A 24,683-nucleotide genomic window follows, 5' to 3' on the forward strand; every position below is an offset into this window, starting at 1 on the left:
CTCTGTCCCCCACCCAGGAGTCTCCAGACCATGAGCACTTCCCCGACGCCCTCCCACCGGGGGCTCGAAGCCCTGCTGACGCCCCAGAACTCCGTGCTGGTGCTGATCGACCATCAGCCCTACCAGTTCGCCAACCTGCACAGCCATGAGCCGACGATGGTGGTCAACAACGTCGTCGGTCTGGCGAAAGCGGCGCGGGTCTACAAGGTGCCCACCATCCTCACCACCGTCATCGAGGAGCGCGGCGGCTACCTGATCAAGGGCCTGCAGGGCGTGTTCCCCGAGCAGAAGCCCATCGACCGGACCTTCATCAACACCTGGGAGGACCGCCGCGTGGTGGACGCGGTGAAGAAGACGGACCGCAAGAAGCTGATCATCGCCGCGCTGTGGACGGAAATCTGCCTGGCCATGCCCGCCATCCAGGCCGCGGGCGAGGGCTATGACGTCTACGCCGTCACGGACGCCTCCGGTGGCGTCAGCCGCGAAGCGCATGACATGGCGGTGCGCCGCATGCAGATGGCGGGCGTGACGCCCATCACCTGGATGGCGGTGGCCGCCGAATGGCAGCGCGACTGGGCCCGCGAGGACAGCGCCACCGAGCTCGCCGGCGTGTTGTCCGAGCACGGCGGCGGCAGCGCCGTGGCCTTCGCCTGGGAGCTGCAACTGCTGGCGGGCCGGCCCGGCCGGGGCGTCTGAAGGCACGGCGGGCCCGGTCCAGGGGGTGACTCACCTCCGGACTGCTGACATCGTCCTCCCGGGAAGTGGCTCCCCGCCGCCTGGGAATGGGAGGACGATGTCGTGGAGACGCGCGCTGAACGGCTGAGCCCGCTGCCGGAGAACGTGGTGGATATCTCCGTCAGCCGGCGAAAATGGAATGGCATCTGCGTGGATGTGAATGCCACCCGCTGTTCGGGGCCGGCCGAGCATCCCCTGTGCCTGGAAAGCCATACACGCCTGAGCGCGTTGCTGGAGGAGGTCGGGGTGCCCTGCGAGCCGCGCCTGCGCGAAGGCCGGCCCTGCGCCATCGGTTACGTCCCCCGGCAGCTGAACCTCATCCCCGCCGGCATGCCACTGTGGGGCTACAGCGCCAATTCGCGCCTGGTGCGCGACGCCGTGCTCACGTTCGACTTGAAGGACCTGGGCGAGCGCCTGGGCCAACCGCTGAGCCCCACCGAGCTGGGTGCGCCGAGGCTGCGCTTCGTGGATGACCGGCTCTGGACGCTGATGCGGCTGCTGGCCGACGTGGTGGATGACGACGACCCCGCCACCCAGCTCTACGGCGATGGATTGACCGCCGCCCTCTTCGCCAGGCTGGGGTCGCGTCGTGGAGAACGCCCTTCAACGCGCAAGGGCCTGGCACCGTGGCAGCTCCGGCGGGTGCTCGACTTCATGGAGTCGCGCCTGCCTGGACGGGTCGAGCTGTCGGAGCTGGCGGCGCTGGTGGACCTGTCCCAGGCGCACTTCAGCCGCGCCTTCAAGGCCTCCACGGGCGTGGCGCCCTATCAGTGGCAACTGCGCGCCCGCCTCGAGCGCGCACAGGCGATGATGCTGAGCACGCCCGCGTCGCTGGAGCAGGTCGCGGAAGCGACCGGCTTCGCCGACGCGGTGCACTTCGGCAAGGCCTTCCGGCGGGCCCACGGCACCACCCCCGCGAGGTGGCGCCGGGACCGGAAGGACTAGGCGCGCCTGAAGGATGCCAGGCAGCCCAACGTCACCCCCGCCATGAGCGAGGCGTAACCCACCAGGGGCCACGCGGTGTCACCGTCGAGCAGGACGACCATCAGGGTCCCCACGACGCCGACGACGAGGCTCTGGATGCAGAAGTAGAGCGCGACCGCCGTTCCCGCCACGGCGCCAAAGGCCTGGAGCGCGCCATTGGCGGTGACGGACGCGGCGAACACGATGCCCGCGGAGATGACCCACATGGGCGCGACGAACGTCCAGAAGGACGGCGCCATGAGGAGCTGCCCGGCGGTGAGCAGCGCCGCGCCCAGCAGCAACAGGAGCATGCCGCGAGCAAGGCTGCCCGCCAGTCCCCAGCGGGCCACGAAGTGCTTCGCGAAGCGCGTCGTCACCATCATGGCGAGCGCGGCGGTGGCGAAGGCCAGGCTGAAGCCCAGCTCCGAGAAGCCCGCCCGTCCCATGAGCACCCGGGGCGCCGTGGAGAAGAACACGAAGAAGGAGCCCATCGCCGCGCTGAAGCCCAGCGTGTACGTCCAGAACGCGGCGCTGCGCAGGATGCGTGGGCCGGACACCTTCTGAATAGCCACGCCGGAGGGACGTGTTTCAGGCCAGCGAGGCAGGGCCTGGAGCAACGCCGCCGTCGCCAGGACTCCGAGCGTGACGAAGAGGGACCGCCATCCAAAGCGCCGTGAGAGCAGCGCCCCGGCGATGGGGCCCAATGCCGGAACGAAGGCCAGCATGGCGCTGAACAGGCTGTAGATGACCGCGCCTTCGGGCCGCTCCGCATAGACGTCCCGGACGGTGGCGAACGTCGCGACGAGCGCGGCGGAGGCCCCCATGGCTTGCAGGAGCCGGAACCCGACGAACATCGCGGCATCGGTGGTGCTCGCGAGCAGGAAGGAGGAGAGCGCGAAGACCCACGCGCCCCCCAGCAACACCCGGCGCCGTCCGATGCGGTCCGAGAGCGGGCCGAACACCAGCTGCCCGGCCCCGAGCATGGCCATGTAGAGGCTCAGCGTGAGTTGGATGATGGAGGCAGAGGTGCCGAGGACTCCGGTCATGGCCGGAACCACGGGCAGGTAGATGTCCATGGCCAGCGAGGCCAGGAGGTCGAAAGGGGCCATCAGCAACAGCGCTGCTGGCACGGAGAGATTCCACGACAGGGCTTTGGGGTCAGACATGAAGGCATCCGCGCAAATGAGGAACATCTGGCGGCGATCTGCCTCTCCACGGGGACCGGGATGAGCTGTGGCAGAGGGCCGCGGCAACGGTGAACGTGTCGCCGCGGCTCACTCATCTGCGGAACTGGCGTCCGACATCCGGCGGGCTCCTGGGTGTATCGGGTCCGGGCGGGACGAAAACACCGGGCCCTTCCTGACAGGGGGCGCGAAGACCGGAGGGCCCTCCCCTGTTCAGCCCCTCGGCGCGCGATACGCCGGGAAGAAGCCCGTTTCGCCGCGACCCGCCGAAAGGCGCGCGTACACCGAGGGCTCGCAGATGATCTCGTGGGTGTGGAGGCGGGAGCTTGCGTTCGCGAAGCTCCGCTTGAACTGCTCGAGGCCGTCCCCCGGCCGCACGCCACCGCCCAGGTGCAATGGCAGTCCCATGCGGACACTGAGCGCCACCATGGCCTCGAAGACGGTGTTCTTGGTCGGAGAGCGCGACAGGTGCGCATCCGCCGTCCCGCCCAGGTAGTAGTGCAGCACGCCGTCGCTGGCGACCACCACCCCGGAGGAGGCGATGCCGCCGTCCGGCGCACGCGTCGTCAGGAGCCAGGCCAGGGGCGAGGAGAACAGGTCCTCGAAGTACGCGTCGGAGAAGAAGTACCGGGCGTGCGCTTCGTCGCGGACCATGGTCTGCCGGTAGACCTCCTTGAAGCCCTCGCGCTCCTCGTGCGAGGCCTCGCGCGCCGGACCGCAGGTGCTCACGTAGCCCAGCCGCGTGTTGCGCCGCATCTGCCGGCGGGCCTCCGCCTGGAACTCGAGCGGACGCCGGGAGTCGATGAAGAACACCTCGTTGCGCTCCGTCCCGCCCGCGAAGCAGCGGGGCCCCGAGACGCGGTCGCGCACGAAGAGGCTCACGAGCCCGATGCCGGTCCAATCCACGGCGTCCTTCCAAACCTCGCTCAATCCATCCATCCGCCCGCCGGGAAAGCCATACGGGGAGATGGCGTCCTGGTAGGGCGTCCCCTCGATGGGCCGCACGAGGAGTGGCACCCGCAGCGCATGCCCGTCGCCGTCCTCGATGAGCAGTGTATGTGTCGCGCCCTCCGCCCGCAGGTGGTGCGCGGAGCGGAAGTAGTCCTCCGACAGGGTGGACATCCCCGCGTCAGGAATCAGGACCGCGCGGCAGGACTTCAGGCTCGGAGACGGCAGTCGCAAGGCTTCGGTGTGATTCATTCGAGCGCATCCTTTCCATGAGCGATGCAGGGCCCGCCGACTCCCTGCTCCAGCGCGGGGCGCGGAGGCCCTCAGGCGAGGCGTGGCGGAACCGCCGCCCGGACTCCTGCCTTCCGCCGCCACTGCCGGAAGGCACGCAACGCGGGCTGTTCGACTCCGTAGGTGATGACGATGGCCAGCACGAACCCGGCCACCAGCGCGACCGCGATGGCTGCCTCCGGGCGCCAGGCCGATGCCTCGAGCCGCCGGATGATGACGTAACCGATGTTCTGGTGAACCAGGTAGAACGGGTAGGAGATGAACCCCATGAAGAGCAGCGGGCGCCAGGTGAGCCAGCGCAGCCAGCCCTTGGACAACGCGTAGGCGAGGCCCAGCACCACCGGGAACACGAGGGCGGGAGCCTCACTCCCCACGAGCACCTCGTGAGCGAAGCTGACGGCGACCAGCACGAGCGCGGACGGACGGGAGACCTCGCCGCGGCTCTGCTTGAAGGCCAGCACGCCCAGCGCGAAGTACTGCAGGTGCGGTCGGCTCGCGAGCCGCGCCAGGAAGGTCACGCCCAGGGACTGGGCCGCCAGCTCCGCCAGGGTCTGCAACACGACGAGCACGATGAAGATGGGGATGATCCTGGGCAGCGTCCGCGTGTACGCGAGCACGAACATCAGCAGGTAGAACGACAGCTCGATGGTCAGCGTCCAATACACGGTGTCGACGTGCGGGACGCGGAGGAACTCGTGAAACATGGTCAGGTTGACCAGGGCCGTCTGGAGGCTGAATTCACGCTCCGGCAGCCCGAACAGCGTCACCCCCGTGAAGGTGAGCGCGACGGCCGTCCAATAGGACGGGTAGAGCCGGGCCGCGCGGCTCCACACGAAGTCCCGGGCCCGTTCCACGCGCTCCAGCGACATCAGGATGACGAAGCCGCTGATGGCGAAGAAGAGCTGGACGCCATACTTCCCGAAGCGCATCTCCCAGAGCGGAACCGTGTGTCCGTAGAGGTCGCTGTATTCCGCCGTGAAGTGATACAGCGCGACCGCCAGCGCCGCGAAACCCCGGAGCGCGTCCAGTTCCATCAGACGCGGTGGGTTCGTCTCCGGAGCGGCAGGAATGCGTGTCATCCGGGTTCACCCTTCCTGGGACTCTCCGGCCAGCCTTCGGAGCAGGTCCAACGGTAGGTGTCTCACGGTATTCTCACCATGCGCCCTTGGGTCGCGGACATGTGTCACGTCTTCCGCAGGCGCCTGCCCTCGTGTCAGAGGGCAGGGATGCGACCTGTCACTCAATTCCGGGGCGCGCGATACGCAGGGAAGAAGCCCGTGTCGTCACGGCCTTCCGACAGGCGGGCATACACCGCCGGGTCGCAGATCAACTCATGGGTGTGGAGGCGTGAGCTCGCGTTGGACAGGCTCCGTTTGAATTGCTCGAGGCTGTCCCCCGGCTGGACGCCTCCGCCCAGATGGAGCGTCACGCCGAGTTGCGAGCAGAGTTCCACCAGCGTTCCAAAGACATTCTTCGCCGGCGAGCGCGACAGGTGCGCATCCGCGGTTCCGCCCAGGTAGTAGTGCAGCATGCCGTCGCTGCTGACACACAGCGCGGCGGAGGCCACGCCCCCCTCCGGTGCATGCGTCGTCACCAGCCAGGCCCACGGCGACGAGAACAGCTGCTCGAAATAGGCGTCGGAGAAGAAGTACCGGGGGTTCGCGCCTTCGCGAACCATGGTCTGCCGGTAGGCCAACTGGAATCCCTCCCGGTCCTTGCGCGACGCCTCGCGCGCCTCACTCGCGGTGCTCACGAAGCCCAGCCGGAGGTTGCGCCGGATGTGCCGGTAATGCATCTCCCGGAACGCCACCGGCAGGCGCGGGTCGATGAAGAACACCTCGTTGCGCTCCGTCCCGCCCGCGAAGCACCGGGGCCCCGAGACGCGGTCGCGTACGAAGATGCTGACGAGCTCCGTCCCCGTCCAATCCACCGCATCCTTCGACACCTCCCGGAGCCCGGCCAGCGCGCCGCCGGGAAAGCCATACGGGGAGATGGCATCGCGGTAGGGCGTCCCCTCGATGGGCCGCACGATGAGCGGCACCCGCTGCGCGTTCCCCCTGCCGTCCTCGAGGACCAGCGTATGCGTCACCTGTTCGGCTCGCAGATGGTGCGCGGAACGGAAGTAGTCCTCCGACACCGCCAACGCCCCCTGATCAGGGACGAGCACGGCCCTCATTCGCAGCATCCGCATGGCTGTGCCCCCCGCCTCCTGTGTCATCACGACTGTATTTCGATTTGTTACTGGCTTTCGCGTTGCAGGCTAGCCTTCCAGCCCCTGCGCTGGAGCCACCCGCCGGGGCCCCCCCGATGTTGGAATCCGGCCGGAGAGGCCCCAGGGCCTCGCCCTGGGGTCGCGGTGTCTGGCTTCGCCGCCGGGAGTGCTGCGCCGCGCCTGCTGCTAGGCTCGGTGGCGACCTCTCCGGGAACTCCCAACCGATGAAGCGCGTCCTCCTCGTCCTGCTGGTCCTCGTCCTGCTTCTCGGGGGCGTCCTCGTCGTCCGCACGCTGCGCTTCGGTTCACGGCAGGTGACCGCCGAGCCCGCCGAGCCCTTCACGGTGGATGCCGCCGCGGCAGCGAGTCGCCTCGCGGAGGCACTGCGCCACCGCACCATCGCCTCCTCCGACGGAATGAGGGCGGAGGACGCCGCCTTCCAGGCGCTGCATGACGGGTTCGTGGCGCGGTTTCCCCGCATGCACGCGGAGCTCGCGCATGAGGCCGTGGGCGCGCATGCGCACCTCTACACCTGGAAGGGTTCGGAGCCCGGCCTTCAACCCGTGCTGCTGATGGGCCACCTGGACGTGGTGCCCGCGGAGGCGGAGGCCACCTGGAGCCACCCGCCCTTCGGTGGCGTCGTGGCGGATGGCTATGTGTACGGACGCGGGACGCTGGACGACAAGGGCAGCGTGCTGGCCATCCTGGAAGCCGTGGAGGGCCTGCTCGCCGAGGGCTACCGCCCCCGCCGCACGGTGATGCTCGCGTTCGGCGCGGACGAGGAGGTGGGCGGGCATGACGGTGCCGCTCGCGTGGCCGCGCTGCTGCGCGAGCGGGGCGTGCGCCTGGAGTCGGTGCTGGACGAGGGTGGCCCCATTGGCGTGGGGCTCGTGCCCGGCGTGGCCGCGCCGGTGGCGCTGGTGGGCGTGGCGGAGAAGGGCTCGGCGCGCGTGGAGTTGGTGGTGCGGAGCGCGGGCGGACACGCGTCCATGCCGCCCCCGCAGACCGCAGCGAACACCCTGGCCCGGGCGCTCGTGCGGCTGGAGGAGAACCCGTTCAAGCCCGAGCTGCGCGGCGGGACGCGGGCGCTCTTCGAGTACGTGGGGCCGGAGATGAACTTCGGCATGCGCCTGCTCTTCGCCAACACCTGGCTCTTCGCGCCCGTCATCGAGCGGCGGATGTCCGCGGCTCCCTCCACGAACGCCAGCATCCGCACCACCTTCGCGGCCACCATGCTCGAAGGCAGCCCCAAGCCCAACGTGCTGCCCTCACAGGCGAGAGCGGTGCTCAACGTCCGCCTGCTGCCGGGCGACAGCCTGGAGGACGTGCGCACCCACGTGCGCAAGGTGGTGGAGGACGAGCGGGTGGAGCTGACCGCCGAGGGCGACGAGGCCTCGCCGGTGTCACGCATGGACACGGAAGGCTGGGGGCAGTTGCAGCGCAGCATCCGGCAGGTGTTCCCGGACGTGCTGGTGGCGCCCTTCCTCACCGTGGCGGCCACGGACGCGCGCTACTTCCATCCCCTGAGCGACAGCGTGTATCGCTTCGTGCCGGTACGGATGAACCGCGAGGACCTCACCCGGATGCACGGCCGCGACGAACGGCTCTCCGTGGAGGAGCACGCCGCCGCCATCCGGTTCTATGCGCAGTATCTGCGCAACAGCACGCGCTGACAGGGCACGCCTACGCCGCGACGAATGGCAGCAGTTCGTCGAGGCGGGTGAAGACGACGGTGGGCGCGCGTGAGCGCAGCAGCGCCTCCGTCGCGTAGCCCCACGTCACCGCGGCGGTGGCGATGCCCTCGGCCGCCGCGGCCTCGATGTCGCGCACCTCGTCGCCCACGGAGAGGGCCTCACCAGGACGCACTCCCGCGGCCTTCAGCACCTTCCGGAACTTCGTCCGCTTGCCGAAGAGGCCCGCGCCGCAGGCGTAGTGGCGGATGCGCGCGGACGCCACCGGCCCCAGCACGCGCCGCACGTTCTCCTCCGCGTTGGAGCTCACCACGGCCAGGGTGATGCCCCGCGCCTCCAGTTGCTCCAGCATCGCCTCCACGCCCGGGAAGGTCGGGATGCGGTGCGCGTCACGCGCGACGAGCTTGCGCATGTGGGCGGCGATGAAGGGCATCTTCCACATGGGCACGCCGAGCTGCGCGATGATGGCCCGGGTGTCCTGCCCGCGCAGCGCCTCCAGCTCCTCCTCGCTGACGGTGCGGAAGCCATAGCGCCGGGCCACGTCGTTGAAGATGCCGCGCAGCCAATCCGCGCTGTCCGCGAGCGTCCCGTCGAAGTCGAAGATGATCAGCCGGTATCCCATGGGACTCAGTTCAGGGTCCCACAGTCGGCGATGCGCTGCACCCGGAGCGCCGCCAGCCTCACCAACGGCGCCGCCACCTCGGGTCCTTCCAGCAAGGCCACCGCGCGGGCCACGGCGTCCAGGGTGGACATCCCCGCGGGGTGCGAGGGTTCGCGAAGCCGGAGCAGGCCGGGCTCCGGCGGAGGCAGCACCAGCCGGGGCAGTGCCCGCAACTCAGGGAGCCGCTGGGTCATCCTCCGCGCCTGAGACCAGTTCGCGTCCAGCACCACCACCTGCCTGGGAGGAGGCGCGTCCGGTGGCGCGGTGGGGCCGTCTGGGAAGAGCAGCCAGGTCCCCGGCTCGGAGAGGACCTCGATGTCGAGGGTCCCCGCCATCGAGCCGTGGATGAGCAGCTTCGCGTTCGCGAGGGCGAGCGCGGCCACGCCCCCGGTGTTGCTCCGCTTCGACACCTCCATCACGTGCTGGAGGAAGACGAAGCGGGTCCGGGTCTCCACCTGCGGAACCTCCGTGCACAGGCACAGGTGTTTCGCCAGGTTGCAACGCGAACAGCGAGGTGGACGGGCAGCACGGGGAGGCATCCTCCCGTCATCCTGTGCCCGTCCCCTCGCGAAGAAAAGCACTCGTTGAGAGCGCTTCAGCCCCCCTGCGTGCGGCACCATGCGATTCGCGTCGCGGCCAGCGCACGGGGTGAGTCCACCGTCACGGTGTCCGTCCCCGAGGGCACGGCCGCCAGCTCCGTCAGCGGCGCTTCGAGCGCGGTGACCGCCTGGGTCTCGGCGCTGCCTGCCTTCGCCAGGAAGGGGAGCCGCACCGTGAGCTGGGTGGCCTGGCTGCCCCGCTTCTCGGTGCGCACCACCAGGCTGCTCGGAATCGCACCGCTCGTCGTGCCACAGCTGGGGTAGCCCCCCGCCGCTCCCGGCGCCTGAACCCGCGCCACGCGAATCATCACGTCCTCCGACTCCACCGGCGTCCCGGCGTTCGTCGCCGTGACCTGTCCCAGCGAGCCTGTCTCCGCCAGCGCGCCCCCCTGCCCTTCCTGTCCACCGGAGATGAAGCGGGCCTCCAGCGGGGTGGTGACCGACAGGGCGTCCTTCAGGGGCGTGCCGAGCCGGGGCGTGCCATTGACAGACAGCGGGGGCGCCACGACGTACTCCTGCTCATGCCAGCCGAAGTCGCTGCCAGACGCGCCCCGGCCGCCCGCGGGGGTGTTGCGGAGCACGACGCCGAGCAGGGCGCCCTCTTCGTCCAGCGTCCAGGCCGGGATGCCCTGATGGTAGATGCCTCCCACCGGCTGGCTGCCCTGTTGGATGCAGGGAATCACGTAGTCATGCGTGGCGACGAAGGTCGGACCGGGCCAGTTGGGCACGGGCAGGACGTCCTGCTGGTAGTGCGGCGTGCCGTAGCTGAGCGTCGTGGGCGCCGTCCCGCTCGGGTTCACCATGGGGAACGCCACCGCGACCGACATGCCAGAAGGCGAGGCACCCGTGAGCTTCATCCGGAGGAAGCGCTCGCCCACCACCAGCGAGTACTCCAGCGTGAACCTGTGGCCGCTGTTCTGCTCCGTCACCTCCGCCTGCAAGCGATAACGGTACGGTCCCTGCTCCAGCCACCGCGCGTCTCCTCCCACGAACTTCGCGGACCCGTCCCTGCTGAACTTGCCATAGGCAGGCGGATTGGTGGAGGCATACGGCTCATTGCCGAACTGATAGATGTTGCCAGTGTCGGTGTAGAACCGCAGATGATTGCCCACGCGTTTGGAGGCGAAGAGGCTGCGAGTCACGCCGTCCACTCCATACGAGAACTGGCTGATGCCCCACCCGTGCTCCTTGGAGAGGGTCACGCTGATCAAGTCGTTCTCGAGGGTCGCCGTGTCCCCCACGGACGGCTGCGCAATCACAATGGGCCCCGGCGGGGACAGGGTGGAGAGGTAGACCGTCTCGTATCCCGCGCTGGGGGGCGCCGCCATGAAGAGGAGGTTCCCGTTCGCGGCCCGCTGGATGGGCAGCAAGCCGTCACGGGTCCGCACGCTCTTCACGGCGTGGAAGCGCAGGTCCGCCGGTGGAGGGGTCAGCTCCGCCAGCAGTCCGTGGACCCGCTCGAACCCGAGCGTGTTGCACACGACGACAGGGAGCTCCTGGGACTGAGGCTTCGCGGAGATGCCCTGCGCGAGCAGCTCCATCCCCTGGTCCAGGGCGGCCCTCGCCACCGAGACGCCCTGCCGACTCAGCGGCAGCTGCTCGCCGTAATACACGTTGTCCGGAGACGTGCCCGTCACGAAGTCGTGATGGGAGCTGGGGGCCAGGACCTCCCAGCCATTCCAGACGGTGGAGTCGAACGCGTCCAGCGAAGAGGTGGCGTAGCTGCTGCTGGTGCGAAGCAGCGCGCCGATGACCTCCGCGGACATCAGCGCGCGCACCGCCGCGTACTGGTTCCGCTTCAGCGCGGGGCGGCTGGCGAAGTAACCCGTCCAGTAGTTCTGCGCGTTGAGCGGTGCGTTCACGGGGAGCGAGGCGCCGCTTTGCAGGACGGCGTCCATGTATGTCTTGAACGTCCCCGTTGTTCCCTTGACGCCATTGCTGTTGCCATTGCTGGTGTTGTAGGCGTGGGTCACGTTCAACCAGCTCAACACCTCGCCTGACGGGGAGGTGACGGAGGGCGTGGCGAAGTCGATGCCCACGGGAATGAAGCGGAGGCCGTTGGGCCAGCCCGAGCCGTACTGGTTGACGAACTGGTTCACCGTCTGGGCATTGCTGGAGATGTTGTCCGCGTCCAGGTAGCCCACCGTGCCGTAGGTGTTGGGCATGAAGAGCGTGGTGATGCGGGAGCCGTCCCCCGCCTGCCAGTGGAAGACCAGGCCGTGGGTGTTCAACTGCGACGCGATGGAGGGGCCCACGGGGTCGATGGGCGCGGCCCCCGGCGACCCCTGGGGCGAGCCGGGCACGCGGGAGAGCCCGGCCGTGGTGAGGCCCATGGCGTTCAGCACCACCGGCAGCTGGGGGTCATGCCCGAAGTCATCCGGGAGCCACGCCGAGTCGTACAGGTTGGCCTCGAGCCCGGCCTGCTTCGCCCAGGTGCGTCCCACCAGGTAGTTGCGGATGAAGAGTTCGCCCGCGCAGACGAGGTTGTCCGGCGACGTGATGCCACCGCCCATAAGGCAGAAGTCGTCACCCGCCGCCGCGAAGGCCGTGATGCCTGCCGGGTTGTCCCGCGCATAGCGTTGCAGGAAGCCCACCTCCGTCACGGAGAAGGTGAAGCCGATCCGCCGGGAGAAGAGCGACACCGCGGCGTTGAAGATGTTCTGGACCGTGTCGCGTCCGGAGCTGGAGCCGGTGGCCTGGCTGTTGGAGGCGTAGTACTGGTCGAACGTGTAGACCCAATCCCAGTCAATGTGCGTCGTCGGGCAGATGAGGATGCCCTGGGTGAAAGGCGTCTTGGAGGTCATGAGCGCTTTTCCGATGCGAGGGGGAACGCCCAGCCCCTACGCAATTCGGATGCCACGCTGCGCTCGCCCCTGGAGGGCCGGGGGCCAGCCCTGGCGCCGCGTCACCTCAGCAAGCGGCTGCGTCAGCACGGAACGCGACACCGCTCATTTCGCCCTGGCGGTGCGTGCGAAGGCCTCTCGGGAGCGTTCAATCTCCGGCCGGTGTCGCTGCGCCCACATCGCGAGCACGGACACCGGTTCGAGCAGCGTGCGCCCCAGCTTCGTGAGCGCGTAGTCCACGCTCGGCGGCGTCGTCGGGTGCACGGTGCGCGTCAGCAGTCCGTCCCGCTCCAGGTTGCGCAGCGTGAGGGTCAGCATGCGCTGGGAGATGCCTTCGATGGCGCGCTTGAGCTCGCTGAAGCGCACGGGGCCTTCGCCCAGGTTGACGATGACCATCACGCTCCACTTGTCCCCGACGAGGCTGAGGATTTCGCGCGTCGCGACGCAGTCATCGTCGTAGCGCCCGGTCATCTTTCCGTACCCTGGTGACTTCAATGTGCCTCCTTGTCCGGCCTGTGCACGGTATGCCAGAGAGACGTGGTCATCATCCGTAACCAGGCACATGGAAGTAACCCCGGAGCCACGTATGGATACGCTCTCCCCTCCCGTTGGCGTTTCAGCGAAGCCGTCCAAAGCCCTTCACGTGGGCCTGTGGGTCGTCCAGGCGCTGCTGGGCGTCATCTTCGTCGGCTCGGGCATCTGGAAGGCGCTCACGCCCCTGCCGGAGCTCGCCGCGATGATTCCGTGGGCGGGCCAGGTGTCGCCTGCGTTCCTGTACTTCATCGTCGCGGTCGACCTGGCGGGCGGGATGGGCGTCGTCCTGCCCTCGCTCACGCGGGTGAAACCGGGCCTGACGGTCCTCGCGGCCCTGGGCTGCGCGTTGCTCCAGGTCAGCGCCATCGTCTTCCACTTCTCTCGCGGCGAGGCGGCGAACACGCCCTTCAACTTCTTCCTGGTCGCGCTGTCGCTCTTCGTCTTCTGGGGGCGCAGGAGGCGCGCTCCCATCAAGCCCCGGCACGCCTGAGAATCACCGCGCGCGCATCCACGTTGAGGACCTGGGTCCCGCTCGCGAGCGTGACGAGCGGCACGTCCCAATGACAGTGGCCGCAGATGACGAGGAGCCTGCTCCAGGGCTCCACCGCCTCCCGGATGATGGCGTTGCCTCGCAGCCCCGTTCCCGGGGCGTCCGGGCCCTCGTGGAGGACGAGCACCTGCGGCTCCTGGAGCAGCACCTCTTCAATCCGTTCCAGCTGGGCGGATTGCTCGCGCCGGTTGAGCTTGTCCGGGCGCCCGATGATGTAGCTCACCCCGCCCACCGCGAGTCCGTCCTGCGCGACGACTTCGCCATCCAGCAGCATCTGCCTGGGTTGGCGGAAGAAGCGCTCGCGCTCCCCGGTACCGCCGAACGTGTCGTGATTTCCCGCCACGCCAACGACCCAACGGAAGTACCTGGCGAAGGCAGTCCAGACGCTCCGCACGTCGCCGGAGGCGCCCCGTTCATCCGCGGTGTCGTTAGAGAAGAGGTCTCCCGCCAGGATGATGCCGGTGCGGTTCGCGGGAGGGAGGTTGCCCGCCTTGCACATCATCGCCAGCTCGTCGGCCACGACCTCTCCCAGGAGCGCCGCCGCCCCGCCCTTCACGGCATGAGGCGCCATCCCCTGGAGGTCCGAGAGCGCGATGACCGCGTCCAGGTCCCTGGGAAGGGCGTCCACCTGTCCGCACAGCAAGGGGAGTCGTTCCGCACGGGTGCCTCCGCGCGGCGACGCGTTCAGGTACCACCACTCATGAAGGGGCTTCTCTTCGACGGACAGGATTCTCATGCGCCCCCCGGACGGAGCCTGCCCGTGGGGCTGACAATGCCGGGAGGACGCGAGAGCATTCTGGGATGACCTCACGGTTTTCCCTCGCGGTCGCCCTCGTGCTGGGTGCGGCCGGATGCGCTGGCGTCCAGCAGGCACCTTCCGCTGCTCCTGTCGGCACCGTCCGCTTCACCACGCAGGCGCACTTCAATGATTGCGACATCGTGGCGACCGCGCGCCCCCTGGCGGACGCCCAGTCCGTGGATTGCGGCGAAGCCCGAAGCTACGAGGACCGGCTGAAAATGCGCGCCTGCGTCGAGGCAGCTGACGCGGCTGGCAAGCCCTTCATCGCCATCTTCCACCTGCCAGGCATCGACTCCGCCATTTCCCAGGCCCTGCTCCGCTCCGCGAACGGAGAGCACCTTCAGCTCTGGTACGACAGCGACCCGAGCGGAGGCAACGGCCGCTTCCAGTCACGCGTCCATCGAAGGGTCTGCGAGCGCTTCGTACCGGATCCGGACAGTGAGGCGGACTTGCGCTGCGAGTCGCAAACCGTTGGAGCCACCGTGTGCCTTGGCACGGAGTACGCCCTGGGGGCCCTTCAGTCCGCCGCAGGCCTGCTGTGCATGCCTGACGAGACGTACGCCCCAGGCATCTTCGACTGCGGCTCATGCGAGGACGCCCGCTCCCCGGTGCTCCCTGGCTACAAGCCAGTCCCCGCGGGCACCTTGCTTGTGTGCAAGGCGAATTCTCCCCAGGCCTTTACCTGCTCCTCCACCTCGGAGATGGACGATGCAGTGGGCGTGCTCACTGAACGGGAACCGCCCCCGGTGGCACCGAAGGGCGGTCCCTGAGCTCAACGGTTCGTCACGCCTTGGCGCCCTTCGGGGCCTCGTGCTCGTCGCGGCCGTGGACGGAGGAGACGGGGCTCGTGGCTTCCACGGCGGAGAAGGTCTCCAGGACCTTGTAGGTGTGGCTGGCCCCGCGCGGCACGAGCCAGGAGTCGCCGGGGTTCAGCAGGATGACCTGCCCCTCCAGGTGCAGCTCCGCGCGGCCCTTGAGCACGAAGCCCACGGTCTCGTAGTCGCGCGTGCTGGCGGGCTTGGCCTCGGCGGGCGGCTCGTCCTCCCACAACCGCATGGCCACACGGACGCCGGATGCGAGGTACTTCTGGCCCATCTCCCCCTTGGGGGAATGGCGGCTTTCGACCTTCTTCACGCTGGTGTCGCCCATGTTCGCCTCTCCTTGGGGGGCGGCGTCCGGCGCCGCGCTCCTCCTGGGAGAAGGTAGGGAAGACCCCGGACCGTGGCGGGCCGCGTCGCGGTGGTCGCCCGCCTGCCCTGCGTCCGGAAAGACGAAAGCCCAGCCTCCTCGGGGAGACTGGGCTTCGAGGACTCACCTCAAGGGGTGAGTCGACGGTTCAGCTCGCTTACCCGGCGCGAACGTTCTGCGCCTGCAGGCCCTTGGGGCCCTTGGTGACTTCGAACTCCACCTTCTGGCCCTCGGCCAGGGTGCGGAAGCCATCCATGTTGATCGCAGTGTGGTGGCAGAAAACGTCTTCGCCATTGTCCTGCGCGATGAAACCAAAGCCCTTCGCGTCGTTGAACCACTTCACGGTACCAGAAGCCATTGTGAGTCTCTTCTCTTTCTCTGCTCTGAACAGGTGGGAGGCTCGCGCCTTCCACCGGTGCCGGAACGAACACCGCCCCGGCACGCCGGGTACTCTACCCACTTCCGGCGCGAACACCACTCCTGAGGGTGGAATCCTGCCGGCAGTCGTCCTGCATCCGACACAGCGGCTGCAGTCGAGGCCCGGCTTTGGAACATCCCATGCCCCACCGGGCATTCCGGACACCCCTCCGAAAGCCCTTCACACTTCTTCACCGCCGCCGGGCGTGGGCTTCACACCCGCCCTCTACCTTGAGCTCCGTCAGAAACGACACGGGCCCGCCGATCCGGCGCTCGCCTGCTTCCTGGAGCCAAGACCATGTTCGGATTCATCTTCGGTACCGCCTGCCTCGCCGGCCTCTTCGCCACCCTGCGCCGGGGGCGCTACGGACACCACCACCACGGCCGCGGAGGCCGGTTTGGCATGCGCCCCCGGCTGCGCTGGCTCTTCGAGCGGCTGGAGACGTCTCCCGGCCAGGAGAAGGTCATCGTGAAGGCCGTGGAAAACGTGCGCGAGGCCTTCGCCAAGGTGAAGGACCAGTGGGGCCCCAGCCGCACGTCGCTCGCGGGCTCACTGCGCGGGGAGCACTTCGACGGCGCCATGCTGCGCGAGCTGTTCACCCGCCACGACGTGGCGCTGGAGACGCTGCGCAACGCCGTGCAGGACGCCCTGTCCCAGGTGCACGAGGCGCTGGAGCCCAACCAGCGCCGCGAGCTCGCGGACATCATCGAGCACGGCTGGGGCTACGGATGGCGCGGCGAGGGCCGGGGCTGGCACGGGCGGCGCTGCGGCGGGTACGGCCGGTGGGGTGGCCGCCCCCACAACGATGACGGCCCCGCGTCCTTCGTCTGAAACCACCCTTCCCTGTCCCCTTCCTGGAGATTGCCCATGCGCCACCGTCTGCTCGTCGTCCTCCTCGCCGCGGGTGCCATCGGAGGCTATGCCTCCGGCTTCGCGAGCATTGCCCGCCACCACCGCGCCGCCTGCCACCGGGGTGACTGGGGTGGCCCCAGCTACCGAAACGGGATGCCGCCCTACTGGGACTGGCATGCCCCCAGGCCCCAGGGCGCACCGGGCCCCGCCGACGCACCGGGAGCGCGTTAGGATTCGCCCCCGCCCATGCCCACCCGCGTCCTGCTCATCGATGACGACACCCGGATGTTCGAGTTGCTCGCGGAGTACCTCGGGCAGAACGGCATCACCGTCAGCCACGCGCCCGACGGTGGCCGCGGGCTGGCGGCGCTGGAGGCCAACGCCTACGACGCCGTGCTCCTGGACGTGATGATGCCGGGCATGGACGGCCTGGAGGTGTGCAAGCGCATCCGGGCCAAGAGCCGCATCCCGGTGCTGATGCTCACCGCCAAGGGCGACGAGACGGACCGCGTGGTGGGCCTGGAGCTGGGCGCGGACGACTACCTGCCCAAGCCCTTCGGACCGCGCGAGCTGCTCGCCCGCCTGCGCGCGGTGCTGCGGCGGGCGCAGCCGGCGGCGGTGGCGGACCGGCTCGAGTCGAGCGGGGTCTCCATCGACGTGTCCGGGCGCGAGGTGAAGGTGGAGGGGCGCGCGGTGGAGCTGACGGGCCTGGAGTTCGACCTGCTGCTCGCGCTGGTGCGCAGGGCGGGCCGGGTGATTCCCCGCGACGCGCTGCTGGGCGAGGCGGGCCGCAGCGACACGGTGGTGAGCGAGCGCACGGTGGACGTGCACATCTCCCACCTGCGCCAGAAGCTGGGGGACGTGGGCACGCGCCTCATCAAGACGGTGCGCGGCGTGGGCTACGTGTTCGCCAAGGAGGGCGCCTGATGGGCTGGGGCCATCACCACTGGCCTCCCAAGCGGGAGGACTGCGGGCCGGAGCTGCACCGGAGGTTCGGCCGCCACGCCCAGGCCCATGCCCGCCGCCGGCGCATGTTCCACCTGGGCCGGCTGGGCTCCTACGTACAGGCGCGGCTGCGGCGGCGGCTGTTCGTCATGTTCGGGCTCACCATCCTGGTGACGGTGCTCGTGGTGTCGTGGGTGATGAACCTGACGGGCGGCAACAGCTGGCGGCAGGAGACGGACCGCATCCGCGCGTTCGTGGGCCACCAGTTCGCGGAGGTGTGGGACGCGCCCGCCGAGCGCGACGCCTTGATGCGGAGCATCTCCGACGACCTGGACGTGGACGTCGTGCTGACGGACCTGTCCGGCGCGGTGGTGGCAAGGGGCGGCTCACCGTGCTCGAAGCCGGACGCGACCCTCCCGGTGATGCGGCAGGACACGCAGCTGGGGTCGTTGCAGGCCTGCTACCTGAAGGCCCGCTCGCGGGGCCCCTGGCGCGCCGTGCTGCCGCTGGGCATCGCGGTGCTGGTGCTGTGGACGGCGGCGGGCGGCATCTCGTTCCGGCTGGCGCGGCCGGTGGACACGCTGGTGAAGGCCACGCAGGAGCTGGGCGAGGGCCGCCTGGGCGCTCGGGCGAGCCTGGACCGCCACACCACCGGCGAGTTCGCGGTGCTCGCCGAGTCCTTCAACGACATGGCGGCGCGCATCGAGAAGCAGATGGCGGACCAACGCGAGCTGCTGGCGGCGGTGTCGCACGAGCTGCGCACGCCGCTGGCGCGGATGCGCGTGCTGACGGAGCTGCTGCGCGACGGCGGCGGCAACCCGCGCACGTTGGACCAGGTGGACCGCGAGGTCGTGGAACTGGACGCGCTGGTGGGCGAGCTGCTCGCCAGCTCCCGCCTGGACTTCGGACAGCTCACGCCCAAGGCGCTGGAGGCGGGCGTGCTCGCTGCGCAGGCGCTGGAGCGCGTGGGGCTGTCCGCGACGCTGCTCCAGCCGGAGACCGACGACGTGGCGCTGATGGCGGACGCAACGCTGCTGGGCCGGGCGCTGGTGAACCTGCTCGACAACGCGCGCAAGCACGGCGTGGGCGTGGAGGCGCTGCGCATCCAGGAGCACGGGAAGGAGCACCTCGCCTTCAGCGTGGAGGACCGGGGCCCGGGGCTTCTGCCTGGCGAGGAGAAGCGCATCTTCCAGCCGTTCTACCGGAAGGACCGGGGCGGCGAGGCTCGCGAGGCCGGCTCGCTGGGGCTGGGGCTCGCGCTGGTGCAGCGCATCGCCAAGGCCCACGGCGGTGAGACCTTCGCGGAGAACCGGCCCGCTGGCGGCGCGCGCGTGGGCTTCACGGTGCGCAAGGCCGGGCCGCCGGGTCCGGTGTCGAGCACGCTGGCCTAGCGGCGGTGAACCGCGCGCGTTCCGCGTGCCCCATGCAAGGCGGGGGCATGGGAGGCTCCGTCGCGAAGCCCCCCGCCGGGTCCAGGGACCGCGCGGAGGCGCCGTCCCCGGTCCCCTTGCGGACTACTGCTTCGCCTGCGCGTCCGTCGCGGCGAAGGAGAACGTCGCCTCCGCGGGCGCGCCGTCCTTCACGGTGACTTCCGCCGTCTTCGTGCCCAGCGTCTCGTGCCACGCCTCCAGCGTGTACGTGCCCGCGGGCAGGCCCGTCAGCGTGAAGGAGCCGTCCGCGCCGGTGGTGGCGAAGTACGGGTTGGGGTTGCTCACCACGTAGGCCGTCATCCACGGGTGCACGTCGCACTTGAGGCGCAGCACCTCCGCGTCCGTGGGCATCGGCTTCTGCACCGGCGCGCCAGAGGGCGGCTGCGCCACGTTGAACAGGGGCTTGGCGCCCACCACGCCGCGCACGTTGTGCAGCGTGCCGTCGCTGTTCTTGAACACCACCTGCTGGCCCGCCACCGCACCCTGCACGCGAGGCACGTAGGTGCACTTCGACTGGTCCACCTCCACCGGCGTGGACGGCGCCGCGGGCGCACCCGCGACCGGCCCCTTCACGCGCACGAGCACGTTCTGGAGCTTGCCGTCCTTCACCAGCACGGACTGCTCCTTCTCCGGCCGTCCGTCACACGCGGGGTCGACGCTGGGCGCCAGCTCCGCCATCACCGGCGGCGTGCCGGTGAACGACACCGTGCCCTTCACCACGCCGTTGCCCGCGGGCACCGCCGGGGCCGCCGCCTCGCCCGCACCCGCTCCCGCAGTGGGAGCCGGAGGCACGGCCTGCTGCGTGGGGGCCGCCGGACGCTCGGCGGGGGACGTGGGCGCCTCCTCCTTCTTGCACGCGGGCAGGGCCAAGAGCCCCGCGACACCGACCATCGACAAGCCAAGCAGACGCAGCTTCATGAGGCGGTCTCCTCTGGAGGATATTTCGTGATGCGGTGCCCGCCGTCGTAGTGGAAGGCACCGGGCAAGTCCATCGACACACGGCGCACGGCTACTCGCGGCGGCTCACGCTGAACGCGGCCAGCCCGACGAACACCGCCGCGAACGCCAGCAGCGCGGGCACCTCCCACCCCACCGTCGCCCCACCCTGCGAGCCCACCGCCAGCGACGCCTGCGCCCCGTACAGCGCGCGGCGCACGCCCTCCACGGAGAAACGCATCGGGTTGAGCGTCATCACCCATGACATCACCGGCCCCGCGCCCTTCACCGGGAACATGGCCCCGGAGAGCACCCACATGGGCAGCATCACCAGGCTCATCACCGCGTGGTAGCCCGCGCTCGACTTCACCCACCAGGCGAGCGCCATGCCCATGCCGGTGAGCGCCAGCGCGGACAGCACCATCACCGCCGCGAGCAGCGGGTAGTCCACCGCCTTCACGTCCACGCCCGCCAGCGGCGCGAAGAGCAGGAACAGCGACGCCTGCATCAGCGCGATGGTGGACGACCCCAGCGCCTTGCCCAGCACCACCGCCAGCCGCGAGCCCGGCCCCGCCAGCACCGCCTGGAGGAAGCCCTCCTTGCGGTCCTCGATGACGGTGATGGTGGCGAAGATGGCGCTGAAGAGCACCACCATGGTGACGACGCCCGGGAAGAAGAACTGCTGGTAGCCCAGCCCCTGCGCGCCCTCCACGCGGAAGGAACCCGCGAAGCCGGAGCCGATGACGAACCAGAACAGGATGGGCTGCGCCAGCGCGCCCACCACCCGGCTGGGCTGCCGGAAGAAGCGCACCACGTCGCGCGAGAGCAGCACCCACACGGTGGCCCACTGCAAGGCCAGCGTCCCCGGCTCCCGGCGGTGGACCGGGGCGGCGGGAGCGTCCAGTGAGGGGGACGGAACAGGCACGGGGATGTCGGCGCTCATCGGCGTTTCCTCGGCGCGGGCGTGGGCGAGGGAGCATCCGCCCCCAGGGCCTTCCCGGTGAGCTGGAGGAACACGTCCGCCAGCGTGGGCCGGCGCAGCGACACGGAGGCGAACCGTCCCGGGGGGAAGGCCTCCACCAGCCGCGGCACCAGCGCGTGTCCCTGCGAAGCCTCCACCTGCACCCGCCCCTCCACCACCGTCGCCGCGAGCCCCAGCCGCTCCGTCACCTGCGCGGCCAGCGCCTCCGGCTCCGGGCCCTCCAGCGTGAGGATGTCCCCGCCCATGCGCGAGGCGAGCGCCCGGGGCGTGTCGCACGCCACCAGCTTCCCGGCGTCCAGCACCGCCAGCCGGTCGCACCCTTCCGCTTCATCCGCGCGGTGCGTGGTGAGCAGCACCGTGACGCCCTGCGCGTCGCGCAGCCGCTTGAGGTGCGTCCAGAAGGTGCGGAAGGCCGCCTCGTCCAGGCCCTGCGTGGGCTCATCCATCAGCACCACGCGCGGCTGGTGGACCAGCGCCCGCGCCAGCTCCAGCCGCCGGCGCATGCCGCCCGACCAGGTGCCCACCTTCTCATCGCCCCGGTCCTGCAGGCCGATGAGCGACAGCATCGTCTCGACGCGCGCCTTCGCGTCCGCGCCCGTGAGGCCGTACAGCCGCGCGCCCAGGAGCAGGTTCTCCCGGGCGGTGAGCAGGTCATCCAGGCTGCTCTTCTGGAAGATGATGCCCATCTGGCGCCGCAGCGCCGGGTCGCTCAGGGACAGCACCTTGCCGGCGAAGTGCACCTGCCCCGCGTCCGGCGAGAGCAGGCCCGCGAGCAGTTGGAAGGTGGTGGACTTGCCGGCGCCGTTGGGCCCCAGGAGACCCAGGATTTCGCCCGGCTGCACGGACAGCGACAGCCCGTCCACGGCGGTGCGCTCGCCGAAGCGGCGCGTGAGCCCCTCGATGCGCAGCAGCGGCGGGGGCGGGGTTGGAACGGAGGTGTCAGGCATGCGAAAGGCGGCCTCGCACCCGGACGCAGCGAGGGGGCTAGCCGCGGGGGATGCGGTCCAGCGCCATCACGGCGAACAGGCCGGTGAGATACACGAGCGAATACACGAACGTCTGGCGCGCCCAGGGCTTTCCCAGGTGCTTGAAGAAGCCCCACGCCCCCAGGCCCAGGAAGCCCAGCCCCAGCAGCACCGCCGCGGCCAGGTACCACGTGCCCGCGATGTGCAGCTGGAACGGCAACAGCGTCATGGGCACCAGCGCCACCAGGTAGAGCACCACCTGCGCGCGGCTGGACTCGTCCCCGCGCTCCAGCGGAACGGACTTGAGGCCCGCGGCGGCGTACTCGTCCTTGCGGAACAGCGCGATGGCGATGAAGTGCGGCATCTGCCAGAGGAACATGATGGCGAACAGCGCGAAGCCGCCCGCGTCCACCCGGTCCGTCACCGCCGTCCAGCCCATGAGCGGAGGCAGCGCGCCGGGAATCGCACCCACCAGCATCGCCGCGGACGTGCGGGCCTTGAGCGGCGTGTACGCCAGCACGTAGCTGAGCAGCGCGACGAGCCCCAGCACGCCGGTGAGCAGGTTGGCGCCCAGCACCAGCGCGGGCAGCGACACCGCCGCCAGCGACAGGCCGAACCACAGCGCCGTGTTGGGGTCCATGCGCCCGGCGGGCAGCGGCCGGTTGCGCGTGCGCGCCATGAACTGGTCGCTGTGACGCTCCCAGTAGCAGTTGAACGCGTTCGCCGCGCCCACCGTGCCCGCCGTCGCCAGCAGCGTCACCAGCGTCCGCACCGGCGTGAAGTGCCCCGGAGCCATGAACATGCCGCCCGCCGCGGTGATGAGCACCAGCGACGACAGCCTCGGCTTGGTGAGGGAAATCAGGTCGGACGCGGTGGACGACTGGGACAGGGCACGCGCGCTCAAGCGGACTCCAGCAGGTAGTCCCTGGACCGCGGTCGCTCCCGGCTACCGGTCAAGGGGGTGTGGGGTGGACCCTCCCATACCGTCACCCGGGAGGGGTGGCAAGGCTGGGGCTCCCCGCCACATCAGCCTGCCTTGTCGCCCCCCGTCAAAAACGAAACGCCGCGAAGCCCGGGAAGGGGCCTCGCGGCGTGGGGGACAGCGGGAGGCGGGGCTTCAGTTCCCCGCGAGCCGCTGCGCGTCGGCGAGGTACTCGCCCTTGGGCTCGCGCCGCACGTACTCGGCCGCCAGCGTCTTGACCTTGCCCGACTGCTTGGCGTCCTTGGAGAGCAGCTGCGCGTAGAAGTAGTAGGCCGCCGAGTAGTTCTCGTCGGCCTGCAGCGCGCGCTGGTAGGTCTCGTCCGCCTTCGCGGCGTCGCCCTTGCCCTGGTAGACGCGGCCCAGCTCCGTGAGCGCGTTGGCGACGCGGTCCGGCTGGCCGAAGAACTCCTGGCTGGCCTTCTCCAGCTGCTCCTTCGCCTTGTCCCACTCCGAGCGCTCCCGGTAGATGGCGCCCATGGCGAGCCGGGCCTCCGGGTTCTTCGCCTTGGGGTCCTTCACCGCGCGCTGGTACTGCGCGAGCGCGTCCTCCAGCTTGTTCTGGCGGCGGTAGGCGTTGCCCAGCATCACCACCAGCTTGGGGCTGTCGCCCATCGTCTTGAGCGCGGTGACGAGCGCCTCGGAGGCCTCCTTCTCACCGCCCGGCTTGCCCATGAGGGCCTTGGCCAGCTCGACGTGGAACTGAGCACGGCTGCCGTCCGCGCGGATGGCCTTGCGGATCTCCTCCGCGGCCGCGTCGAAGTTGCCCTCCGCCAGCAGGCGGCGGCCCTTGATGAGGTTCAGCTCCGGGTTCTGCTTGTCGAGCGCGAAGCCGGTCTCCTCCGCCTTCGTGACCTCCTGCTTCGCCTTGGCGGGCTCCGCCGGCACGCCCGTGGCCTCGGTCAGCAGCTGCTGCTGGTCCGGCTTGAGCGTGGGCATGGCCAGCGCCACGCGGGCGATGAGCAGCGAGCGAGCGAGCTGCGCGGTGGCGAGCTGACGCGGGCTGGGCGGGGGCTCCGCCTCCAGCAGCTTCTTGATGTCCCGGCTGGCCACCGCGTAGTTCGGCGCGTCCTGCTCCAGCATCAGGAGCGAGCGGCCCAGCAGCGACTCCGGGTGGTCCTTCTCGTAGCGCAGGGCGAAGTCGTAGTTCTTCCAGGCGGTGTTGTCCTGGCCCAGCCGGCGGTACACCGCGCCCAGGCCCGCGTAGACGCGCGGATCATCCGGAGCCAGCGCCTGCGCGCGCTCCAGGCTGTCGCGCGCGCGCTCCAGGTCACCCGCGTTCATCTGGATGAGGCCCAGCGTGAGGTACAGGAGCGAGGACGCCTTGTTCTGGTCGTTGAGCTCCTTGACCTGCGTCTCCAGCGAGGCCAGCGCGCCCTTGCCGTCACCGCTGTACGTCTTGATCAGCGCCTGAGCGGCGATGAGGTGGCTGGACAGCTCCTTGCCCTTCTGGGCCGCCGCCAGGTGCTCCTCGGCCTGCCGGCGCGCGTCGTCGCCGCCGCCGTGCTCACCCCAGCGGATGGCGTACGCGTACGCCAGATAACCGTGGGCCGCAGTGGAGTCGGCGTCCACCTCCAGGGCCAGGTCCGCCGCCTCGCACGCCTTCTTGTAGCTGGCGAACGAGTCGTGCTTGAGCTGCTCGGTGGCGACGTCCAGGTTCTTCTTGAGCTCGCGGCTGCGCTTCTTGGCCTGCGCCGAGTAGAAGCCGTATCCACCCGCGAACAGCGGGATGAGGATGAGCAGGACCATCGACAGCATCTTGCTGCCGTTGCTCTTGGGCGGGCTCTTGCGGCGCGACGAGGGCTCGTCCTCGTCGTCCTCGACCTCTTCCACCACCACCTGCGGACGGCGCTGGGTGGGGCGCGAGGCGGAATCCGACGGGCGCGCCGTGCGGGCCGCCTGCTGGGACGGGGCGTTGATGCGGCCCACGGACGTGGTGGCGGGCGCTTCAGCGGCGGCGGGCGGGGCCGTCACGGGG

25 protein-coding genes are annotated in these 24,683 nt (G+C 69.9%); 9 read left to right on the top strand and 16 right to left on the bottom strand.

The window, feature by feature from the left end; all coding sequences use genetic code 11:
- Nucleotides 1–30: 30 nt before the first annotated feature.
- On the top strand, nt 31–696 hold the full coding sequence (locus D7V77_RS25520) for a hydrolase (protein WP_120578907.1): 666 nt from the start codon (nt 31–33) through the stop codon (nt 694–696).
- Nucleotides 697–798: 102 nt separating this feature from the next.
- The gene (locus tag D7V77_RS25525; RefSeq protein WP_120578908.1) at nt 799–1,680 is read left to right on the top strand and encodes a helix-turn-helix domain-containing protein; all 882 of its coding nucleotides are present in this window, start codon (nt 799–801) and stop codon (nt 1,678–1,680) included.
- Here D7V77_RS25525 and cml read toward each other — a convergent pair.
- From cml to D7V77_RS25545, 4 genes are all read right to left on the bottom strand, one after another.
- Nucleotides 1,677–2,864 (bottom strand): CmlA/FloR family chloramphenicol efflux MFS transporter, encoded by a 1,188-nt coding sequence (cml, locus tag D7V77_RS25530; RefSeq protein WP_172815034.1) that lies wholly within the window; start codon nt 2,862–2,864, stop codon nt 1,677–1,679. The genes D7V77_RS25525 and cml overlap by 4 nt on opposite strands.
- Nucleotides 2,865–3,095: 231 nt before the next feature.
- Nucleotides 3,096–4,082, bottom strand: a complete 987-nt coding sequence (locus D7V77_RS25535; RefSeq protein WP_120578910.1) for a GNAT family N-acetyltransferase — start codon at nt 4,080–4,082, stop codon at nt 3,096–3,098.
- Nucleotides 4,083–4,153: 71 nt separating this feature from the next.
- Nucleotides 4,154–5,200 carry an acyltransferase gene (locus D7V77_RS25540; protein ID WP_120578911.1) on the bottom strand — a complete coding sequence of 349 codons (1,047 nt, stop codon included), beginning with the start codon at nt 5,198–5,200 and terminating at the stop codon, nt 4,154–4,156.
- A 161-nt stretch (nt 5,201–5,361) separates the two neighbouring features.
- Complete coding sequence (locus D7V77_RS25545) at nt 5,362–6,312, bottom strand: GNAT family N-acetyltransferase (protein ID WP_120578912.1); 951 nt, start codon at nt 6,310–6,312, stop codon at nt 5,362–5,364.
- A 245-nt stretch (nt 6,313–6,557) separates the two neighbouring features.
- Here D7V77_RS25545 and D7V77_RS25550 point away from each other — a divergent pair, with 245 nt between their 5' ends.
- The gene (locus tag D7V77_RS25550) at nt 6,558–8,006 is read left to right on the top strand and encodes a M20 family peptidase (RefSeq protein WP_120578913.1); all 1,449 of its coding nucleotides are present in this window, start codon (nt 6,558–6,560) and stop codon (nt 8,004–8,006) included.
- 10 nt (nt 8,007–8,016) lie between these two features.
- On the opposite strand, the gene D7V77_RS25555 is transcribed toward D7V77_RS25550, so the two are convergent.
- The 4 genes from D7V77_RS25555 to D7V77_RS25570 all read right to left on the bottom strand — a co-directional run bounded on the left by D7V77_RS25555 (nt 8,017) and on the right by D7V77_RS25570 (nt 12,598).
- Nucleotides 8,017–8,646, bottom strand: a complete 630-nt coding sequence (locus tag D7V77_RS25555; RefSeq protein WP_120578914.1) for an HAD hydrolase-like protein — start codon at nt 8,644–8,646, stop codon at nt 8,017–8,019.
- 5 nt (nt 8,647–8,651) lie between these two features.
- Nucleotides 8,652–9,224, bottom strand: coding sequence for a tRNA-uridine aminocarboxypropyltransferase (locus tag D7V77_RS25560; protein ID WP_120578915.1), 573 nt, complete (start codon nt 9,222–9,224; stop codon nt 8,652–8,654).
- A 56-nt stretch (nt 9,225–9,280) separates the two neighbouring features.
- Nucleotides 9,281–12,088: a hypothetical protein gene (locus D7V77_RS25565; protein ID WP_120578916.1), complete on the bottom strand. Its 2,808-nt coding sequence runs from the start codon at nt 12,086–12,088 to the stop codon at nt 9,281–9,283.
- A 144-nt stretch (nt 12,089–12,232) separates the two neighbouring features.
- Nucleotides 12,233–12,598: a helix-turn-helix domain-containing protein gene (locus tag D7V77_RS25570; protein ID WP_233597224.1), complete on the bottom strand. Its 366-nt coding sequence runs from the start codon at nt 12,596–12,598 to the stop codon at nt 12,233–12,235.
- Nucleotides 12,599–12,713: 115 nt separating this feature from the next.
- Between D7V77_RS25570 and D7V77_RS25575 the strand changes: the two genes are divergently transcribed.
- Nucleotides 12,714–13,151, top strand: a complete 438-nt coding sequence (locus D7V77_RS25575) for a DoxX family protein (protein ID WP_120578918.1) — start codon at nt 12,714–12,716, stop codon at nt 13,149–13,151.
- Here the strand turns inward: D7V77_RS25575 and D7V77_RS25580 are convergent.
- Nucleotides 13,132–13,947, bottom strand: coding sequence for a metallophosphoesterase (locus tag D7V77_RS25580; protein ID WP_233597225.1), 816 nt, complete (start codon nt 13,945–13,947; stop codon nt 13,132–13,134). The two genes, D7V77_RS25575 and D7V77_RS25580, sit on opposite strands and share 20 nt — an antisense overlap.
- A 65-nt stretch (nt 13,948–14,012) precedes the next feature.
- Here D7V77_RS25580 and D7V77_RS25585 point away from each other — a divergent pair, with 65 nt between their 5' ends.
- Nucleotides 14,013–14,780, top strand: coding sequence for a hypothetical protein (locus D7V77_RS25585; RefSeq protein WP_120578919.1), 768 nt, complete (start codon nt 14,013–14,015; stop codon nt 14,778–14,780).
- 13 nt (nt 14,781–14,793) lie between these two features.
- On the opposite strand, the gene D7V77_RS25590 is transcribed toward D7V77_RS25585, so the two are convergent.
- Complete coding sequence (locus tag D7V77_RS25590; protein WP_120578920.1) at nt 14,794–15,159, bottom strand: cupin domain-containing protein; 366 nt, start codon at nt 15,157–15,159, stop codon at nt 14,794–14,796.
- A 196-nt stretch (nt 15,160–15,355) separates the two neighbouring features.
- Nucleotides 15,356–15,556, bottom strand: coding sequence for a cold-shock protein (locus D7V77_RS25595; RefSeq protein ID WP_120563874.1), 201 nt, complete (start codon nt 15,554–15,556; stop codon nt 15,356–15,358).
- Nucleotides 15,557–15,913: 357 nt separating this feature from the next.
- On the opposite strand from D7V77_RS25595, the gene D7V77_RS25600 reads away from it, so the two are divergent.
- Genes D7V77_RS25600 through D7V77_RS25615 form a run of 4 tightly spaced genes read left to right on the top strand, consistent with a single transcriptional unit; the run spans nt 15,914 to nt 18,804 of the window.
- Nucleotides 15,914–16,447, top strand: a complete 534-nt coding sequence (locus D7V77_RS25600; protein WP_120578921.1) for a periplasmic heavy metal sensor — start codon at nt 15,914–15,916, stop codon at nt 16,445–16,447.
- 36 nt (nt 16,448–16,483) lie between these two features.
- Nucleotides 16,484–16,699, top strand: a complete 216-nt coding sequence (locus D7V77_RS25605; protein WP_120578922.1) for a hypothetical protein — start codon at nt 16,484–16,486, stop codon at nt 16,697–16,699.
- Nucleotides 16,700–16,714: 15 nt separating this feature from the next.
- Nucleotides 16,715–17,395, top strand: a complete 681-nt coding sequence (locus D7V77_RS25610) for a response regulator transcription factor (RefSeq protein ID WP_120578923.1) — start codon at nt 16,715–16,717, stop codon at nt 17,393–17,395.
- Nucleotides 17,395–18,804, top strand: coding sequence for a HAMP domain-containing sensor histidine kinase (locus tag D7V77_RS25615; protein ID WP_120578924.1), 1,410 nt, complete (start codon nt 17,395–17,397; stop codon nt 18,802–18,804). Before D7V77_RS25610 ends, D7V77_RS25615 begins: the two co-directional genes overlap by 1 nt.
- A gap of 123 nt (nt 18,805–18,927) precedes the next feature.
- Here the strand turns inward: D7V77_RS25615 and D7V77_RS25620 are convergent, their stop codons facing one another.
- From D7V77_RS25620 to D7V77_RS25640, 5 genes are all read right to left on the bottom strand, one after another.
- The gene (locus D7V77_RS25620) at nt 18,928–19,761 is read right to left on the bottom strand and encodes a carboxypeptidase regulatory-like domain-containing protein (RefSeq protein ID WP_169822708.1); all 834 of its coding nucleotides are present in this window, start codon (nt 19,759–19,761) and stop codon (nt 18,928–18,930) included.
- Between the two features lie 91 nt (nt 19,762–19,852).
- Nucleotides 19,853–20,722: an ABC transporter permease gene (locus tag D7V77_RS25625; protein ID WP_120578926.1), complete on the bottom strand. Its 870-nt coding sequence runs from the start codon at nt 20,720–20,722 to the stop codon at nt 19,853–19,855.
- Entirely contained in the window at nt 20,719–21,708 is a 990-nt protein-coding gene (locus D7V77_RS25630; protein WP_120578927.1) for an ABC transporter ATP-binding protein, read from the bottom strand. The genes D7V77_RS25625 and D7V77_RS25630 overlap by 4 nt, the downstream gene beginning before the upstream one ends.
- Before the next feature lie 37 nt (nt 21,709–21,745).
- Entirely contained in the window at nt 21,746–22,630 is an 885-nt protein-coding gene (cyoE, locus tag D7V77_RS25635; RefSeq protein WP_120578928.1) for a heme o synthase, read from the bottom strand.
- A 213-nt stretch (nt 22,631–22,843) separates the two neighbouring features.
- On the bottom strand, nt 22,844–24,683 hold a 1,840-nt coding region (locus D7V77_RS25640; protein ID WP_199733881.1), incomplete at its 5' end, for a tetratricopeptide repeat protein.

The organism is Corallococcus sp. CA041A (genome assembly GCF_003612075.1).
In the GTDB taxonomy this organism is placed as follows: Bacteria; Myxococcota; Myxococcia; order Myxococcales; family Myxococcaceae; genus Corallococcus; species Corallococcus exiguus.

Excerpts from the sequence above, each read along its gene's own strand:
- cml (WP_172815034.1), bottom strand. The coding sequence starts at position 2,864 with ATGTCTGACCCCAAAGCCCTGTCGTGGAATCTCTCCGTGCCAGCAGCG.
- D7V77_RS25555 (WP_120578914.1), bottom strand. The coding sequence starts at position 8,646 with ATGGGATACCGGCTGATCATCTTCGACTTCGACGGGACGCTCGCGGAC.
- D7V77_RS25545 (WP_120578912.1), bottom strand. The coding sequence starts at position 6,312 with ATGCGGATGCTGCGAATGAGGGCCGTGCTCGTCCCTGATCAGGGGGCG.
- D7V77_RS25540 (WP_120578911.1), bottom strand. The coding sequence starts at position 5,200 with ATGACACGCATTCCTGCCGCTCCGGAGACGAACCCACCGCGTCTGATG.
- D7V77_RS25585 (WP_120578919.1), top strand. The coding sequence starts at position 14,013 with ATGACCTCACGGTTTTCCCTCGCGGTCGCCCTCGTGCTGGGTGCGGCC.
- D7V77_RS25570 (WP_233597224.1), bottom strand. The coding sequence starts at position 12,598 with ATGACCGGGCGCTACGACGATGACTGCGTCGCGACGCGCGAAATCCTC.
- D7V77_RS25560 (WP_120578915.1), bottom strand. The coding sequence starts at position 9,224 with ATGCCTCCCCGTGCTGCCCGTCCACCTCGCTGTTCGCGTTGCAACCTG.
- D7V77_RS25520 (WP_120578907.1), top strand. The coding sequence starts at position 31 with ATGAGCACTTCCCCGACGCCCTCCCACCGGGGGCTCGAAGCCCTGCTG.
- D7V77_RS25630 (WP_120578927.1), bottom strand. The coding sequence starts at position 21,708 with ATGCCTGACACCTCCGTTCCAACCCCGCCCCCGCCGCTGCTGCGCATC.
- D7V77_RS25565 (WP_120578916.1), bottom strand. The coding sequence starts at position 12,088 with ATGACCTCCAAGACGCCTTTCACCCAGGGCATCCTCATCTGCCCGACG.
- D7V77_RS25590 (WP_120578920.1), bottom strand. The coding sequence starts at position 15,159 with ATGGGCGACACCAGCGTGAAGAAGGTCGAAAGCCGCCATTCCCCCAAG.
- D7V77_RS25605 (WP_120578922.1), top strand. The coding sequence starts at position 16,484 with ATGCGCCACCGTCTGCTCGTCGTCCTCCTCGCCGCGGGTGCCATCGGA.
- D7V77_RS25550 (WP_120578913.1), top strand. The coding sequence starts at position 6,558 with ATGAAGCGCGTCCTCCTCGTCCTGCTGGTCCTCGTCCTGCTTCTCGGG.
- D7V77_RS25595 (WP_120563874.1), bottom strand. The coding sequence starts at position 15,556 with ATGGCTTCTGGTACCGTGAAGTGGTTCAACGACGCGAAGGGCTTTGGT.
- D7V77_RS25580 (WP_233597225.1), bottom strand. The coding sequence starts at position 13,947 with ATGAGAATCCTGTCCGTCGAAGAGAAGCCCCTTCATGAGTGGTGGTAC.
- D7V77_RS25535 (WP_120578910.1), bottom strand. The coding sequence starts at position 4,082 with ATGAATCACACCGAAGCCTTGCGACTGCCGTCTCCGAGCCTGAAGTCC.
- D7V77_RS25575 (WP_120578918.1), top strand. The coding sequence starts at position 12,714 with ATGGATACGCTCTCCCCTCCCGTTGGCGTTTCAGCGAAGCCGTCCAAA.
- D7V77_RS25615 (WP_120578924.1), top strand. The coding sequence starts at position 17,395 with ATGGGCTGGGGCCATCACCACTGGCCTCCCAAGCGGGAGGACTGCGGG.
- D7V77_RS25625 (WP_120578926.1), bottom strand. The coding sequence starts at position 20,722 with ATGAGCGCCGACATCCCCGTGCCTGTTCCGTCCCCCTCACTGGACGCT.
- D7V77_RS25610 (WP_120578923.1), top strand. The coding sequence starts at position 16,715 with ATGCCCACCCGCGTCCTGCTCATCGATGACGACACCCGGATGTTCGAG.
- D7V77_RS25620 (WP_169822708.1), bottom strand. The coding sequence starts at position 19,761 with ATGAAGCTGCGTCTGCTTGGCTTGTCGATGGTCGGTGTCGCGGGGCTC.
- D7V77_RS25600 (WP_120578921.1), top strand. The coding sequence starts at position 15,914 with ATGTTCGGATTCATCTTCGGTACCGCCTGCCTCGCCGGCCTCTTCGCC.